This is a genomic window from Vibrio sp. L3-7 (genome assembly GCF_963898195.1).
Lineage (GTDB): Bacteria > Pseudomonadota > Gammaproteobacteria > Enterobacterales > Vibrionaceae > Vibrio > Vibrio echinoideorum.
In genome coordinates this window covers 129017-144760 of sequence record NZ_CAWQUW010000012.1, presented here as the reverse complement: position 1 = coordinate 144760, position 15744 = coordinate 129017, and the positions used below count along the sequence as shown (strand labels likewise).

At 43.6% G+C, this 15744-nt stretch carries 13 protein-coding genes; 6 read left to right on the top strand and 7 right to left on the bottom strand.

Annotation, left to right across the window (positions count from 1 at the left end; genetic code table 11):
* The first annotated feature begins 244 nt into the window (after positions 1-244).
* Positions 245-574, top strand: a complete 330-nt coding sequence (locus AACW75_RS10630) for a hypothetical protein (RefSeq protein WP_186437165.1) — start codon at positions 245-247, stop codon at positions 572-574.
* On the opposite strand, the gene gcvP is transcribed toward AACW75_RS10630, so the two are convergent.
* From gcvP to AACW75_RS10615, 3 genes are all read right to left on the bottom strand, one after another.
* Entirely contained in the window at positions 571-3450 is a 2880-nt protein-coding gene (gene gcvP / locus AACW75_RS10625; RefSeq protein WP_145568796.1) for an aminomethyl-transferring glycine dehydrogenase, read from the bottom strand. The two genes, AACW75_RS10630 and gcvP, sit on opposite strands and share 4 nt — an antisense overlap.
* An 89-nt stretch (positions 3451-3539) precedes the next feature.
* Positions 3540-3920, bottom strand: coding sequence for a glycine cleavage system protein GcvH (gene gcvH, locus AACW75_RS10620; protein ID WP_017074376.1), 381 nt, complete (start codon positions 3918-3920; stop codon positions 3540-3542).
* A 51-nt stretch (positions 3921-3971) separates the two neighbouring features.
* Entirely contained in the window at positions 3972-5264 is a 1293-nt protein-coding gene (locus AACW75_RS10615) for a serine hydroxymethyltransferase (protein WP_017074375.1), read from the bottom strand.
* Between the two features lie 441 nt (positions 5265-5705).
* Here AACW75_RS10615 and AACW75_RS10610 point away from each other — a divergent pair, with 441 nt between their 5' ends.
* The 3 genes from AACW75_RS10610 (at position 5706) to AACW75_RS10600 (ending at position 9277) form a co-directional block, all read left to right on the top strand.
* Positions 5706-6329: a helix-turn-helix domain-containing protein gene (locus tag AACW75_RS10610; protein WP_017074374.1), complete on the top strand. Its 624-nt coding sequence runs from the start codon at positions 5706-5708 to the stop codon at positions 6327-6329.
* A gap of 493 nt (positions 6330-6822) precedes the next feature.
* A complete protein-coding gene (gcvT, locus tag AACW75_RS10605; protein WP_029224962.1) occupies positions 6823-7956 on the top strand; it encodes a glycine cleavage system aminomethyltransferase GcvT in 1134 nt (377 codons plus the stop codon).
* 250 nt (positions 7957-8206) lie between these two features.
* Positions 8207-9277, top strand: coding sequence for a S1 family peptidase (locus AACW75_RS10600; RefSeq protein ID WP_017074372.1), 1071 nt, complete (start codon positions 8207-8209; stop codon positions 9275-9277).
* Between the two features lie 84 nt (positions 9278-9361).
* Here AACW75_RS10600 and AACW75_RS10595 read toward each other — a convergent pair whose 3' ends face one another.
* Positions 9362-9688, bottom strand: coding sequence for a hypothetical protein (locus AACW75_RS10595; RefSeq protein WP_145568800.1), 327 nt, complete (start codon positions 9686-9688; stop codon positions 9362-9364).
* A gap of 199 nt (positions 9689-9887) precedes the next feature.
* On the opposite strand from AACW75_RS10595, the gene AACW75_RS10590 reads away from it, so the two are divergent.
* Complete coding sequence (locus tag AACW75_RS10590; protein ID WP_017074370.1) at positions 9888-10205, top strand: helix-turn-helix transcriptional regulator; 318 nt, start codon at positions 9888-9890, stop codon at positions 10203-10205.
* A 152-nt stretch (positions 10206-10357) separates the two neighbouring features.
* Here the strand turns inward: AACW75_RS10590 and arfB are convergent, their stop codons facing one another.
* Positions 10358-10768, bottom strand: coding sequence for an alternative ribosome rescue aminoacyl-tRNA hydrolase ArfB (gene arfB / locus AACW75_RS10585; protein ID WP_102553236.1), 411 nt, complete (start codon positions 10766-10768; stop codon positions 10358-10360).
* Positions 10769-10855: 87 nt separating this feature from the next.
* On the opposite strand from arfB, the gene AACW75_RS10580 reads away from it, so the two are divergent.
* Positions 10856-11473 (top strand): beta-phosphoglucomutase family hydrolase, encoded by a 618-nt coding sequence (locus AACW75_RS10580; RefSeq protein ID WP_145568876.1) that lies wholly within the window; start codon positions 10856-10858, stop codon positions 11471-11473.
* A gap of 36 nt (positions 11474-11509) precedes the next feature.
* On the opposite strand, the gene AACW75_RS10575 is transcribed toward AACW75_RS10580, so the two are convergent.
* Complete coding sequence (locus AACW75_RS10575; RefSeq protein WP_237297415.1) at positions 11510-13414, bottom strand: sensor domain-containing diguanylate cyclase; 1905 nt, start codon at positions 13412-13414, stop codon at positions 11510-11512.
* A 233-nt stretch (positions 13415-13647) separates the two neighbouring features.
* A complete protein-coding gene (locus AACW75_RS10570; protein WP_145568805.1) occupies positions 13648-15396 on the bottom strand; it encodes a formate--tetrahydrofolate ligase in 1749 nt (582 codons plus the stop codon).
* Positions 15397-15744 lie beyond the last annotated feature (348 nt).

Sequence of the window (15744 nt, the reverse complement as noted above, 5' to 3'; positions counted from 1 at the left end):
GCCTGAATTTGTTATTCGTACTGCATTTTCTGCTATTTGGGGGGGGGGGATGATAGGTCGAAGTATTGCCCCGTTGTCTATTTTAGAAACAGCTTGAAGTTGGACGAAAACTACCAATGTATTAATGAGTGGTGTTTGGGTATCTGTTGGCAGTCTTCCTCTTAATTTCATAATTTGGTTGTGGCGTGAAAGAAAGGATAAACGTCATACCGCTAGGTTTAAATAACACATTTAACAAACTACTATGGCACCAACTATTTTTGTATACCATCACTTCTTAGCTTCAAATCTGGCAGCGTGTAAACTTCCTACTGCCACAACGCCAGCAGAAACACAAAAAGACCAATCCCAAGCGTTACTTTTAGAAGCAGGCCAAGAGGGGCTTCACCTTTTGGCGCTTTGTTACAACATCCCATCATCGTTTCCTAATTCATCGTTGGATTCATTTCACCATAAACCTTTCCCTTACGGTAAGGTCAATGCATTTGTTGACCTTGAATTTCAGAAAACTAAAAGGCGAACCGTTTGGTTCGCCTTTTGTTATGTTTTTCTGCTTAGCGCCGCTACGAATTAGTCTTCGTAGTTATCGATGCTTGGGCAAGAACAGATTAGGTTACGGTCGCCGTATACGTTGTCTACACGGTTAACTGTTGGCCAGTACTTCGAGTTCTTCGTTGCTTTCGATGGGAAGCAAGCAAGTTTGCGAGAGTAAGGGCGATCCCATTCTGCGCCTGAAAGGTCAACTTGTGTGTGCGGTGCGTTCACTAGAGGGTTGTTGTCTAGTGGCCATTCACCCGCTTTCACAGCTGCCATTTCGTGACGGATTGCGATCATCGCTTCACAGAAACGGTCTAGCTCTTCTAAATCTTCTGATTCAGTTGGCTCTACCATTAGTGTGCCAGCTACTGGGAAAGACATAGTAGGCGCGTGGAAACCGAAGTCCATTAGACGCTTAGCAATATCTTCTTCGCTGATGCCTGTGTCTTCTTTAAGTGGGCGAATATCGATAATACATTCGTGCGCTACGCGGCCGTTAGTGCCACGGTAAAGAACAGGGTAGTGAGGACGTAGTTTCTCCATCACGTAGTTCGCGTTCAGAATCGCTACTTTAGTTGCGTCTGTTAGGCCAGGTTCGCCCATCATTGCGATGTAAGCCCAAGAGATAGGTAGGATTGAAGCACTACCTAAATCTGCTGCTGATACCGCGTAGTCAGAACCTTGTACACCGTTTTCGATGTGACCTGGTAGGAAAGGTGCTAGGTGCGATTTAACGCCGATAGGACCCATACCTGGACCGCCACCACCGTGTGGGATACAGAATGTTTTGTGCAGGTTCAAGTGAGATACGTCTGAACCGATGAAGCCAGGTGAAGTTAAGCCTACTTGAGCGTTCATGTTCGCGCCGTCTAGGTAAACCTGACCGCCCGCTGCGTGTACTTGTTCACACACTTCTTTCACTTGCTCTTCGTATACGCCGTGCGTAGAAGGGTAAGTGATCATGATGCTTGATAGGTTTTCTTTGTGCTTCTCGATTTTCGCTGCTAGGTCTGTCATGTCGATGTTGCCATCTTCATCACACTTAACAACCACTACCTTCATAGAAACCATTGATGCTGTTGCAGGGTTAGTACCGTGCGCAGAGCTTGGAATCAGACAAACGTTACGGTGAGCTTCACCGCGGCTTGCGTGGTAACGTTGAATCGCGATTAGACCTGCGTATTCACCAGATGCACCAGAGTTAGGCTGTAGTGAGAAATCGTCGTAACCAGTGATTTCACATAGCTTCTCTTTAAGATCTTTCGCTAGTGCCGTGTAACCAGCCGCTTGCTCTAGAGGTGCGAATGGGTGAATTGAACCAAACTCAGGCCATGTTACTGGAATCATCTCAGCAGCAGCGTTCAGCTTCATCGTACAGCTCCCCAGAGGGATCATGCCGTGCGTTAGTGAGAAGTCTTTGTTCTCAAGCTGTTTTAAGTAACGCATCATTTGCGTTTCGCTGTGGTGCGTATTGAATACTGGGTGAGTTAGGAACTCTGATTCACGACGGCAGTTTTCTGGAATTGCTGCAAACTCGTTTGATGCAATGTCAGAAGATAGTGCTTGAATGTCTTCTTTCACGTCGAAGATTGCGAACAGTGCGTTCACGTCGTCGATCGTTGTTGTTTCATCTAAGCTGATACCGATTTTACCAACAAGTCGACGAAGGTTGATGTCTGCTGCTTGCGCTTTCGCGTACAGTGCATCTGTCTTGTCTTCTGTGTTCAGCGTAATAGTATCAAAGAAGCTGTTGTTCGTTAGCTCGTAACCCGCTTTAGTCAGGCCAGCCGCTAGGATAGCTGTCATGTGGTGTGTACGACGAGCAATAGTACGTAGGCCTTCTGCACCGTGGTAAACCGCGTAGAAAGACGCCATGTTTGCTAGAAGTGCTTGAGCTGTACAGATGTTCGATGTCGCTTTCTCGCGGCGGATGTGTTGCTCACGAGTTTGCATTGCCATACGTAGCGCTTGGTTACCGTGAGTATCGATAGATACACCGATTACACGACCTGGCATTGTACGCTTATGCTTTTCACGAGTACCCATGAATGCTGCGTGTGGACCGCCGTAACCCATAGGAACGCCGAAACGTTGCGCTGAACCGATGACTACGTCTGCGCCCATTTCGCCAGCAGGCTTAAGTAGAGCAGAGGCAAGTAGGTCAGTTGCAACTGTAACCAGTGTTTTGTTAGCTTGAGCTTTCGCAATGATGTCTGTTAGGTCACGAACTTCACCCGTTGTACTAGGGTATTGAAGAAGCGCACCAAATACGTCTTGCTCTGGAAGTGTTTCAAGAGCACCAACCATTACTTCAAAACCGATGTACTCAGCACGAGTTTTAACAACTTCTAGTGTTTGAGGGTGAACATCGTCAGCAACGAAGAATACTTTGCTCTTGCTTTTACCAGCACGTTTACACAGTGTCATCGCTTCGCCAGCCGCTGTCGCTTCATCAAGAAGGGATGCGTTCGCGATTTCCATACCTGTTAGGTCCATTACCATTTGTTGGTAATTGAGTAGAGCTTCAAGACGACCTTGAGAAATCTCTGGTTGGTATGGTGTGTAAGCTGTGTACCAGCCTGGGTTCTCTAAAACGTTACGTAGAATAACGTTTGGAGTGAATGTGTTGTAGTAGCCTTGGCCAATGAAAGTACGTTTCACTTGGTTTAGGTTAGCGATCTCTTTAAGAGAGGTCAGCATGTCCATTTCGCTCAGTGGCGCGGCAAGTGTCATTGGTTTTTCAAGACGGATTTGTGCAGGAACCGTTTCGTCGATCAGTGCGTCTAAGCTAGTCGCGTTGATCGCTTCAAGCATTTTTTGCTGGTCTGCTTTATTAGGGCCGTTATGACGAGCAACAAACTCGTTTTGAGTACCCAAGTCTTTCAGTAATTGGCTTTGAAGTAATTCAGTCATGATATGTTCTACTTTCTCTCTGGAGCCGTGAGCTAGCCCCTAAAATTAAGCTGCTCACAAGAGCAGCTTTATCGTAATGAGGTTACCTATTAGTCTTCTTCTACAGAGCTTAGGTATTCTTCCGCATCTTTAAGGTTGTTTAGTTCAGACGCATCAGACATCTTCACTTTAACAATCCAACCACCTTCATAAGATTCTTCGTTAATTAACTCTGGGCTATCTTCTAATTCTTCGTTGATTTCTACGATTTCGCCAGAGATTGGTGCGTAGATATCAGAAGCTGCTTTCACCGACTCAACGAGAGAAAAGCTTTCGCCAGCTTCAATTTCGTCTCCAGTGTCAGGCAGGTCAACAAACACAACGTCACCTAGTAGCTCTTGAGCGTGCTCAGAAATACCGATAGTTACAGTACCGTCACCGTTGTCTTTTACCCACTCGTGGCTGTCTGCAAACTTTAGTGTATTGTCCATTGCTTATTCTCCAAAAATTTATGAGGTTTTAATTTAAATCTTAAAAACGGTTTAACGGTAAAGAGGGAAGCGCTTGCAAAGCTCTTTAACTTGCTTGCGAACACGTTGCTCAACTTCAGCATTGCCTTCAGGGCTTTCAACTAAGCCATCAAGTACATCGCCGATCCATTCACCGATAAGTTTGAATTCTTCAGTGCCAAAACCACGAGTGGTTCCAGCTGGCGTGCCTAAACGGATACCAGAAGTAATCATAGGCTTCTCTGTATCGAATGGTATGCCATTTTTGTTACATGTGATCCCAGCACGCTCTAACGCTTCTTCTGTTACGTTACCTTTCAAGCCTTTAGGGCGAAGGTCAACCAGCATTAGGTGTGTGTCTGTTCCGCCTGTCACAATGTCACAACCGCGAGTTTGCAACACTTCAGCGAGAACTTTTGCGTTATCGATCACTGAATCAATATAAGTATTAAATTCTGGGCCAAGAGCTTCGCCAAACGCGACTGCTTTCGCTGCGATAACGTGCATTAGTGGGCCGCCTTGTAGGCCTGGGAACACTGCAGAGTTAATCTTTTTGTTGATGTCTTCGTGGTTAGTCAGAATCATGCCGCCGCGTGGGCCGCGAAGTGTCTTGTGCGTTGTTGTGGTGACAACGTGTGCGTGTGGTAGTGGGCTAGGGTGAGCACCTGTCGCGATAAGACCCGCGATGTGTGCCATATCTACCATTAGGATAGCGCCAACTTCGTCAGCAATTTCGCGGAACTTAGCGAAATCAATAACGCGTGGGATAGCACTACCACCAGCAATAATCATTTTAGGTTGGCTTTCGATAGCTAAAGCACGAACTGCTTCGTAATCGATTTCTAGAGTATCGCGGTCTACGCCATATTGAACGGCATTGAACCATTTACCAGACATTGCAGGGCGTGCACCGTGTGTAAGGTGACCACCAGCGTCAAGAGACATACCCAAAATAGTGTCGCCAGGTTGAAGCAGAGCAAGTTTAACTGCACCGTTTGCTTGAGCGCCTGAGTGAGGTTGAACGTTAACGTAGCCACATTTGAATAGTTGCTTTGCGCGTTCTATAGCGATAGCTTCAACGGTATCTACGTGCTCACAGCCACCGTAGTAACGACGACCAGGGTAACCTTCTGCGTATTTGTTGGTTAGGCAAGTGCCTTGAGCTTGCATTACTGCTTTAGAAACAATGTTCTCAGAAGCAATAAGTTCGATTTGTTCGTTTTGACGAGTGTTCTCTGCTTGGATTCCAGCAAATACTGCGTCGTCAGTCGCAGATAGGTTCGTAGAGAAAAAGCTGTCTAAGCTATGGTTTTGGTAAGCGTTCATTATCGAGACCTTTCATTAAGCTAATGGTGATTGTTTTTATAGTCCATTAGGTCTTACGTTGATTTCTGCATTGGTATCGTTTGCGCTATATAGGTATAGATAAACGTGAATTGCGTTATAAATATACTCTTACAGCGTCTAAGCGATCGTTGTAGGGTCAATGCAGCACGAATTGTTTCCCAAAAAGTTCGGGTAAAAAACAGCTCTTACAAATGTTAAATCTATCATTTGCTGCAAGCTGAAGTAGCATCTCTTCATCTAACAAGTCGATAACATAGCTCCGATAAAATCAATTTTCAACAAAAATTTCCAATAGGAAACAACTTTTCTTGTTTTGCTACGGGGAGCACGCTTTATTTCTGTGTGTGCTCTTTAATCAACAAAGCGCTTCATGCAACAATGAAATGAATAGACAGGATGTAAAAATATAATGAGGGACCTATGTCAGAAGACATTTATGATGAGTACCCATCTTTAACGTTAGCGAAAGAAACGTTAGATCAGAATATCGAACCTCTAAGGCTTGGCCAGCGTATTAAAGATATACGGAGCAAGCTTGGGATTACGTTAGAAGAAGCTAGCCAAAGAACAGGTTTGGCTCGCTCTACGCTCAGCAAAATTGAGAATGAGCAAATCTCGCCAACCTTTCAGGCTATGCAAAAACTAGCGATGGGCTTACAAATAAATATGCCCCAACTGTTTGAGCCGCCAAGGAAAAAGGTCGCAACAGGGCGTCGTGACTTAACTAAGGCTGGTCAAGGCAAACCTCACCCAACCCCAACGTACGAGCATGAACTGCTTGCAACAGAGCTTTCTAATAAGAAGATGATGCCGTTTAAGAGCCGCGTGAGAGCGCGTACTTTTGAAGAGTATAACGATTGGGTACGTCACGACGGTGAAGAGTTTTTGATGATCATCTCTGGTGATGTGATGTTCTACTCAGAATTCTATGAACCTGTGCCAATGAGTGAAGGTGATAGCATGTATTACGATGCCAATATGGGTCATATGCTAATTTCTACCAGCGCAGAAGACGCGCTCATTTTGTGGGTGACAGCAAAATAAATTAACAAAGTTGGAATTTCTTATAGTGAATGCAACCGTTTGCTTTTGTTTCTAACGTTGTTCAAAAGACGCGATATTGATGTGATAATCATCAATATCGCGTTTTTGTATGCATCGAAAAATTGTTTTTAAATTGTTAAATGTCACATTTTGAACTGTTTTACTATTGTTAAGGGTGTAAAACTGACTCATGCTTGTTTATTATAGTGAACACGGTTTACTCATGTTGATTGAAGTTTACTGAAGTGAATTCTTAGAAAGTGACTTGTAGAGCTTTTGTACAGCTAACCTGATTTATCAAGCTAACGATATAAGCCTATATAAAAGACATCACTTTTTACTATCTACTGTTTCTAAAGTTAAGACGTCAAGGTGACTAACGCGAATACGCTGAGGTGACTAATGATGAGACTTATCGTTAGAAGCGACTCTAAATAGAGATATAAGCGGCAGACTCGATTTGAAAAGCCTGCAACGCTTCATGGAGAAGAAAATGACTCAAGAACACGCTAATCAAGACCTACTTACAACACCACTGCATGCACTTCACGTTGAAGAGGGTGCGAAAATGGTTCCTTTCGCTGGCTACGATATGCCAGTTCAGTATCCACTAGGTGTAAAGAAAGAGCACTTACACACTCGTGATGCTGCCGGTCTTTTTGATGTTTCTCACATGGGGCAACTTCGTCTTCATGGCGCAAACGCAGCAGCTGTCTTAGAATCTTTGGTTCCTGTAGATATTATTGACCTTCCTTCTGGTAAGCAGCGCTATGCGTTCTTTACTAACGAGCAGGGCGGCATTATGGATGACCTAATGGTTGCAAACCTAGGCGATCACCTGTTTGTTGTTGTAAACGCGGCTTGTAAAACACAAGATATCGACCACCTAACTGCGCACCTTCCAGCTGACGTAGAAATGGAAGTGATTGATGATCGCGCTCTATTAGCACTTCAAGGCCCTAAAGCGTCTGAAGTTTTAGCTCGTTTCCAACCAAGTGTTGCAGACATGCTGTTCATGGATGTTCAAAAAGTGGATATCGATGGTGTTGAATGCATCGTGAGCCGCAGTGGCTACACAGGTGAAGATGGCTACGAGATTTCAGTACCTAACGATCACGCTGAAGCACTTGCTCGTAAACTAACATCAGAAGCAGAAGTAGAGTGGATCGGCCTTGGTGCTCGTGACTCACTTCGTCTTGAATGTGGTCTATGTCTATACGGTCATGACCTAGACACAACGACAACACCAGTAGAAGCTAGCCTTCTATGGGGAATTCAAAAAGTTCGTCGTACTGACGGCGAACGTGCAGGTGGTTTCCCTGGCGCTGATATTATTCTTGAGCAACTTGTGACTAAAGATGTTCAACGCAAGCGTGTTGGCCTAATTGGTCAAACTAAAGCGCCAGTACGCGAAGGCGCTGAATTGTTTGATGCTGAAGATAACAAGATTGGCGTAGTAACAAGCGGTACTGCGGGTCCTAACGCTGGTAAGCCCGTTTCTATGGCTTATGTTCGTACTGACTTAGCGGTAATTGGCACTGAATTATTCGCTGAAGTTCGTGGTAAGAAATTACCTATGACAGTAGAAAAAATGCCATTCGTACCTCAACGTTACTACCGTGGCTAATCTCTCCTAAGAGAAAATACCAAACCTAACGAAAGCCTATTGTTTTTTCTCTGGATTGAGAAATTAGACAATGGGCTTTTTTGTTACCTGAGTCGTATCGATATCGTTCAACTTGGTTTCACATTCAGCTTAAATAGTGAAATCTGTGACCATTTCGTTATAAATACTTACTATACTGATGGTTATGGCATGCTATGGTGGCGAAATATCAATTTTGTGTATAAGTGGTAAGGGTTACAAGGAGTTATCTATGAATGTGAACCACACAATCAGTCCGGTTCGTAAAGCCGTTTTGGGGCTTTTAGCGCCATTAATTTATACATCAAGTGTTATGGCGACGGAAAATGCGGCCGAAAGTACTCCTGACACGGGTGTCACACCTTATATCGTGAATGGTAGTAACGCTTCAGTAACGGAATTCCCTTCAATGGCTAGCTTGTTCATCGATCGAATTGATTATGATGGCGTGTACTCGACGGGCCCATACTGCGGAGCGACAATTTTAGATCCAACGCATATTTTAACGGCTGCACACTGTATTTATGGTGATGAAAACGCTCAGCTATTTACTGTCGTAGTCCCTCAACTACAAGACACTTCTCAATTCCCAAAAGGAAGCATTGAAAAAATCCGAGTCTCAGAGGTGTTCTATCCTAGCGATTATTCTAATAGCTTGAACGATTTGTTGCGTAATGACGTAGCAATTTTAAAACTTGAAAGCGCGCTCAATATAGATTCAGTTAATGATGTTGTGAAACGCCCCGACGACGAAACTTATCGAAGTTCTTTACAGGCTTTTACGGCTGTGGGACATGGAGATACTGAATCTGGTGTCGATGCTACTACTTTATTACAAAAAGCATCGCTAAACTATGTCGATAACACGACATGTGCAGCTGCATTTTTTTCAGGTTCGAACCTAACTGATAATCAAATATGCTTTATTGGTGACTATAGCGTTTTCTCTAGCTTATATGGCGGTACTTGTCAGGGTGACTCTGGTGGGCCTGTTTACTGGAAAGATGGTACTGATTATAAACAAGTAGGTATTACAAGTTTTGGTCCTGAAACGTGTGGTGGTGGCAACATTACTGAGGGCGTTACCGTCACATCAGTATTCACTGAAATCTATAATTATGAGAGTTGGATTGATAGTGTGGTTGCTGGAAATGAAACCGCTAAGTTTGTTTCTACTGATGCCAAACGCACGGCTTACGCCGGTACTAGTTCATCAGGTTCAAGCAGCGGTGGCAGTGTGTCATTTGGTTTGCTAGGTATGCTGATGTTGTTCGCGGGTCTTAGAAAAGCCGTGTTACGTTAGAACTTCAATGTTTTGAACAAGTCGACGCTGTATCGAACGATAGCGTCGACTTTTTTATGTCTGCAGGTTTAGTTGTTTAGTCATTTACTCGCTTAGTTCTACAATTACTTTACGGCTGTACCTTTCTAGAATCTCATCCATCTCTTTTATCGCATCATTGATGCTTTTGATGCCACCTTGCGCTACCTCTTTTTCGCTTTGATTCAACGCCGAAAAAGCTTGCTTAAGTTCTTTATCTTCTAGCATGTTTCCGTGTAACAACACTTCTTTATAGGTTAGTAGCCTATGTTGTACTGCTGCTATTTCATTGCGAGTACTCTCTGATTCCAAAGCTTGTTTTATGCAAGGAAATGCCAATTTAAAATGACTCGCAATTTCCAACTTGACGTGTTTCTTATTCGCAATTTGCAATTTTTCTTATTCCTAACACTTGATGTTCAAGTTTATTAGCCTGTACGTTCATGACTGATTTATGTGTGAAGGTTTATGAAACGTAACGTTTTTTATAGGCCGGATAATATGCCGTTGGTGGCGTATGTAAAGTGTGGCGAGTCAATATGGTCTGCTTCTTGCTGAATTTAGGACATAACTGTCTAATGAGGAGAAGCTTATGTCCCAAGAACCCATCGTGATGGCGTTAATTGAGCGCAGGAAGCAAGGCAATTTATCGCAAGAAAAATTAGCTTCGAGTGCAGGAATGAGTTTGAAAACGTATCAACGTATCGAACGCGGTGAAGCCGATATCAAAATGTCGCAGTACCGCTCAATCACGAGAACGTTAAAAGTGACTGATTTGGACGTTGTTCTTGATATTGTTGGTGCATCTCAAGCGACAGCCGAAGATGTGGCTGCGGTCAGTCGATTATTAAGCAGCGAAGAAAGGATGCTCTTAATAAAGCTGATCTTGTCGGTCAAAAAGCAGCATTAGTTAGGTTTCGTCGACAATAGCAACATTAAGCAGGCTTTCGGACTCAATCTGTTTTGCGCATCACACCGACTATAAAGGGTGGGTCGTGCTTGTAGAGTTAAAGTTACAGTTGATGTTTCACGGGAGATACGTTCAAGGATCGCATGAAAGGATTAGCTGACTCTTCCACGAAGTTGTTTGGTTGTGCTTCTTTGCTTCTTGCCTTCTAAACGCCTTTTTTGAGAACCGCGTGTCGGCTTAGTTGCTCGACGCGCTTTTTGTACCTTTGTCGCTTCCAAGATCAATTCTTTCAAACGCACTAATGCATCGTCTCGGTTTTGTTCCTGAGTCCTATACTGTTGAGCTTTAATGATAATTACGCCATCTTTGGTGATGCGGCTATCTTTGTGCGCTAACAGTTTTTCTTTATAGAAATCAGGTAGTGTGGAGTGGTTAATATCAAAACGTAAGTGTATCGCGCTCGATACTTTATTGACGTTTTGACCGCCAGCTCCTTGTGCTCTGATCGCAGTTAATTGGATTTCCCAGTCTTGAATTGAAACAGAGTTAGATATTTGTAACATAAACATCCATTTTGAACGGTAATATGGGGTCATGATACTGAATATTGGTTATGGTATCAGTAACTTTCTCAAAGAGTGGTAGTAGTGATGAAAATAGATTTAACGGCTTATGAAGGGTTAATCTTTGATATGGATGGTACGTTGATCGATACAATGCCAGCACATGTAAAAGCGTGGCAGCAAACGGCTGATGAATTCGGTTTTTATTTCGAGGCGTCTTGGCTGCATAGTTTAGGTGGTATGCCGAGCTATAAGATTGCCGGTGAGGTGAACAGTAAATACGGTTTATCGCTCGATCCGCAAGCTGTCTCTACGTTTAAGATGGCGTCGTTTGCGGCTATTGAAGATAAAGGGGACATTATCCCTTGTACTCATTCTCTGTTGTTAGAGCATTTAGGCAGCAAAAAGATTGCGGTTGGAACGGGCAGCCAACGTAAAAGTGCCGAACAGTTGTTAGAGAAAACCGATATCCTGAACAAGCTTGATATTTTAGTGACAGCAACGGATGTCAAAAATCACAAACCAAACCCAGATACGTTTCTTGATGCGTGTTTTGGAATGGGCTTACAGCCAAAGCAGTGCGTTGTGTTTGAAGATACCAACCTTGGCAAGCAAGCCGCGCATGCAGCGAACATGGATTGTATTCTTGTGGTCGAAGGGAACAAGTTAGAGTTTTACCCATCCCCATCTCCATCTCCAAGTTGATCGAGTGCCCAATAAAAGTGGCAGTACTATCTATTGCTAGGCAATTTCGCTCATTTCGCTGTCGAGGAATAAACACACACTGTTTCGACCTATTGCTTTTGCTTCGTATAGTGCTAAATCCGCGCATTTGTAATTGAGGGTAGGGTCGTTCGTCAGGTTGGTGATTCCACCGCTTATGGTAACTACGTTATCGAGCTCGATACTGACCGCGATTCTCAGCCTATTGAGTACGTATTCCGCTTCTTCGGTTGTGGTATGAGGCAGAATTACACCAAATTCTTCACCTCCGATGCGAGCGACAAAATCGGTTTCACGACACTCACGTTGTAATACTTGAGCCACCGTTTGAATGACACGGTCACCGTAATCGTGACCAAACCTGTCATTAATGCGTTTGAAATGATCAATATCTAAGATAGCTAAGCAAGATTGTTCTCGAGTTGGGTAACGATTGACACGAGAACACTCATCGCGAAGTTCAAGATCGAATTTACGTCGGTTCCAACACTCTGCTAACGCATCTTTCTCACTCAAATTTCTCAGTTTTTTCTCAAGTTCTTTGTGTTTGCTGATATCAACAAATGACGCGACATAGAACTGAATAATGCCTTTCGAGTCTTTGATGGTTTGAATTCTAAGTATTTCGGTAATCAATGAACCGTCTTTGCGACGATTTATCACTTCGCCTTCCCACATGCCTTTCTTCTGGATTACGCTCCACATCTTGATGTAGAACTCCTGATTATAGCGCCCAGAGGCAAACATCGATGGTTGGCGACCTTTTACTTCTTCCAGTTCATAGCCACTGACTCGAGTAAATTCTTGGTTAACTTTAATGATTCGGTTATTTCTGTCGGTAATGACCAGTGCAGACATACCGTTCATTGCTGCTTTGGCCAGTTGGCTATCTATGCTGTTCTTTTTATGGTTACTGTTCCACAAAACAAAACCAGCAGAGATCATAGAAATTAGGAAAGATAAGGTGATGACCTGCACGAATATAGCTTGTTTTTCTTGTAGGTACTGGCTGCTGAACAGTTGGTTTTCAACATGAAGAACCAAATAAATTGGTCCTTCAAATTGCTTTATTTTAGGGCTGATATCTGAGTGGAAATACCAGTTTTTACCATCAAAGTAGCTAGAAGAGGTATTTTCTTGAATGGCTTTCCAAAGTTCCGGGTAAAGCTTCGCGTAGGTTTTATCTGAACGAGATTCAATAAGATGCCCAAACGATTCTTCGATATCCGGACCCATGATGACATGTCCGGTCCTGTTAAGAATAACAGGGACGGCTGATGACGTACCGATTTGATAAAGAAGACGGTCGTAGACCTCGAGCATATTCAGGTTAGCGATAAAGTAGCCAATAATACGATCTTCTGATGCGACGGGTGTCATTATCCTTAGGGCTGGCATCAAAGGATGGACAACCTCACCATTTTCAATCTCTAAATCGATACCGTTGGAGCTTACGTCTCCAATTTTTAATTGTTGAAGCGTTTTAAAGTAACTACGAGCCGACTTATCTTGAAGCTTATTAACTGGAACTATCGTCGCGTTATTGTTGTTGTAGTTAATGCGGTAAACCTCAATACCTTCTAAGTCGAGGTAGCGAAGTTGAGAATAATATTGTTGTCCACGCGCTAACATCACCCATAGATCTTCTAGCGCTTCTTTATGAACAATCGAAGGTTCTTCGATCGCACGCAGTAGTGTTTGAGAATTTGCAATAGAAGGCACGGAGTTGGAGATTTGCTCAACAATTATTGCGAGCTCATGAAAGCTGTATTCAATTTGATTTTGGCTGGATTGCTTAATATTTAACGTGTGTTGGGCTTCGACCCGGTCAAATTCAGAGTTGATGTAGAGGGCAGGGACTAATCCTAGGGCAAATATGGTGCATAGAAATTGGCTGATTAGTTTTTTTATACTCGTATTCATCACTGTCCTCAAAGAATCAGCGCAATACTATATATTTTATAGGGTTTTTAATGTGATCTTTACCCAGAACTTAAAACAAGATCTGCATATTATTACGGTTTTAGTGCAACTTTTTGCAATTGGAGTTGCGAAACGAGCAGTAATGTCGTTATGGAATCATTGCTCGTTTAAGTACACTTAGTTCAGTTGTGGTTAATAATTTCGTTGAACAAAAGGTATTACGTTAACTTTACCTAGCTTAATCCGATAATATTGCCATTATTATCAATGTCTAACGACATGAACGCCGGTTTATCGGGTAGGCCGGGCATTGTCATTACGTTGCCACACAAAGCATAAATAAAGCCCGCACCTGCACAAAGCTTTAGTTCTCTAACTGGTACATCAAATTGAGTCGGTGCGCCTTTTATATGAGCTTCGGTAGAGATAGATAATGGTGTTTTGGCCAAACATACGGATAGGCCACCGTAACCATGCTTGTTGAACTCTTTGAGTTGTTGTTTCGCAAGAGGTGATAACGAAATACTCGACGCTCCATACCCAACTTCAGCCACCGCCATCAACTTTTCTTCCAAGCTTTGTTCCGAATGGTACAAAGGCTTGAATTCACAGGTGTGTTGACAAGCATTAACCACTGCGTGGGCGAGCTTAATCGCACCTTCACCACCTTTGCTAAACGCTTCACTTACTTCAACGCGAACGCTTGGGTCGAATTCGATGACCATCTGTTTCAATGCGTCGAGCTCTTGAGCAGAATCTTGTGGAAATTGGTTAATCGCTACTACCGTTGGCACTTGGTATTGCTTAACGTTGTTGATATGCCATTTAAGGTTTTCGAAGCCAGCAGTCAGGGCGTCTTGGTCATCATTAAAAATCGAATCCGGTAACGGAGTGCCTGGTCTTAAATCGTACAAACCAGAGTTTGCCTTTAATCCGCGTAATGTAGCTACAACGACTGCGCAGTCAGGTTTTTTGTTTGATGCTTTCACTTTGATGTTACAAGCTTTCTCAAACCCCATGTCAGAGCCGAAGCCACCTTCGGTCACTACAAAGTCACTCAACTTCAACGCTATCTTGTCGGCAATAATTGAAGAGTTTCCGTGGGCTATATTCGCGAATGGTCCCGCGTGAATGAGTGTCGGCACGCCTTCAAGGGTTTGCATCAATGTTGGCTCAATCGAGTCTTTCATTGTTACTGTCATCGCGCCTGCAACGTTGAAGTCATCTGCGGTTAATGGCAAGCCTTGGTGGTTATACGCGAGTACGACACGACCAATACGTTTGCGTAAATCTTGAAGGTCATCAGCAAGTGCAAGAATTGCCATCAACTCTGAGGCTGCAGCGATATCAAACCCGTCTTCGCGCTCAAAGCCATTTATTGTTTTACCAGCTTCGTTTTTGCCAACGGTGATCATGCGTAGTGCGCGGTCATTGTGGTCAAGTACACGGCGCCACACGATTCTGCTTGGATCGATGTCTAATGATTTTAAGCCAGAGCGTGTTTCAAAGGCTTGCAATCCTTCACGCTGCTCGTGATACAAACGAGCGTCGATAGCGGCAGAGGCAAGGTTGTGAGCGGCTGTTACAGCATGAATATCACCGGTGAGGTGCAAGTTTAATTGTTCCATAGGGGCGACTTGAGAGTAACCACCACCGGCTGCGCCACCTTTAACACCAAAAACTGGCCCCATCGAAGGCTGACGAATACAGGCCATTACTGACTTGTTGATCTCAGCGAGCCCTTGTGCCAAACCTATGGTGGTGACGGTTTTTCCTTCACCTAGGGGAGTTGGGGTAATCGCGGTCACGACAACTAATTTACCATCTTGCAAGCTAGTTAGGCGATCCAGTGATGTTAAGGACACTTTAGACTTGTATTGCCCTAATGGTTGGTGTTCGTCATGTTGTAGGCCTGCTTGTTCAGCAACCTCACTGATGTTTTTAAGGGGAGTTGAGCGACAAATATCGATATCAGACAGCATATTTGATCCTTATATCAGAACCTAAAGGTGGTACGTAAACGTTTGCGTGGCGATAGTACTGTATAAATTTACCAAGTAAAGGCAAACCACACGAATTATGTGCTGGAAGATAACAGATCTAAAGAGTCATTGCGCGAGATCAAATCTTCAATGAGCAAGATATTCGATTTGATTACCTTCAATGGTGTTTACATTGACCCTTAATACAAAAAGGGCTGCATATAGCAGCCCTTTCGAGGAATCGATAATCTTGCTTAGGTTATTCAATCTAACTTGTTAACCGCCAACTTGTTAACTGCCAATTTGTTAACCGCTAATTTGTTAACCGCTAATTTGTTAGCCAGCTAA

Coding starts and splice junctions, on each gene's coding strand:
- AACW75_RS10630 (WP_186437165.1), top strand. CDS start 245: ATGGCACCAACTATTTTTGTATACCATCACTTCTTAGCTTCAAATCTG.
- gcvP (WP_145568796.1), bottom strand. CDS start 3,450: ATGACTGAATTACTTCAAAGCCAATTACTGAAAGACTTGGGTACTCAA.
- gcvH (WP_017074376.1), bottom strand. CDS start 3,920: ATGGACAATACACTAAAGTTTGCAGACAGCCACGAGTGGGTAAAAGAC.
- AACW75_RS10615 (WP_017074375.1), bottom strand. CDS start 5,264: ATGAACGCTTACCAAAACCATAGCTTAGACAGCTTTTTCTCTACGAAC.
- AACW75_RS10610 (WP_017074374.1), top strand. CDS start 5,706: ATGTCAGAAGACATTTATGATGAGTACCCATCTTTAACGTTAGCGAAA.
- gcvT (WP_029224962.1), top strand. CDS start 6,823: ATGACTCAAGAACACGCTAATCAAGACCTACTTACAACACCACTGCAT.
- AACW75_RS10600 (WP_017074372.1), top strand. CDS start 8,207: ATGAATGTGAACCACACAATCAGTCCGGTTCGTAAAGCCGTTTTGGGG.
- AACW75_RS10590 (WP_017074370.1), top strand. CDS start 9,888: ATGTCCCAAGAACCCATCGTGATGGCGTTAATTGAGCGCAGGAAGCAA.
- arfB (WP_102553236.1), bottom strand. CDS start 10,768: ATGTTACAAATATCTAACTCTGTTTCAATTCAAGACTGGGAAATCCAA.
- AACW75_RS10580 (WP_145568876.1), top strand. CDS start 10,856: ATGAAAATAGATTTAACGGCTTATGAAGGGTTAATCTTTGATATGGAT.
- AACW75_RS10575 (WP_237297415.1), bottom strand. CDS start 13,414: ATGAATACGAGTATAAAAAAACTAATCAGCCAATTTCTATGCACCATA.
- AACW75_RS10570 (WP_145568805.1), bottom strand. CDS start 15,396: ATGCTGTCTGATATCGATATTTGTCGCTCAACTCCCCTTAAAAACATC.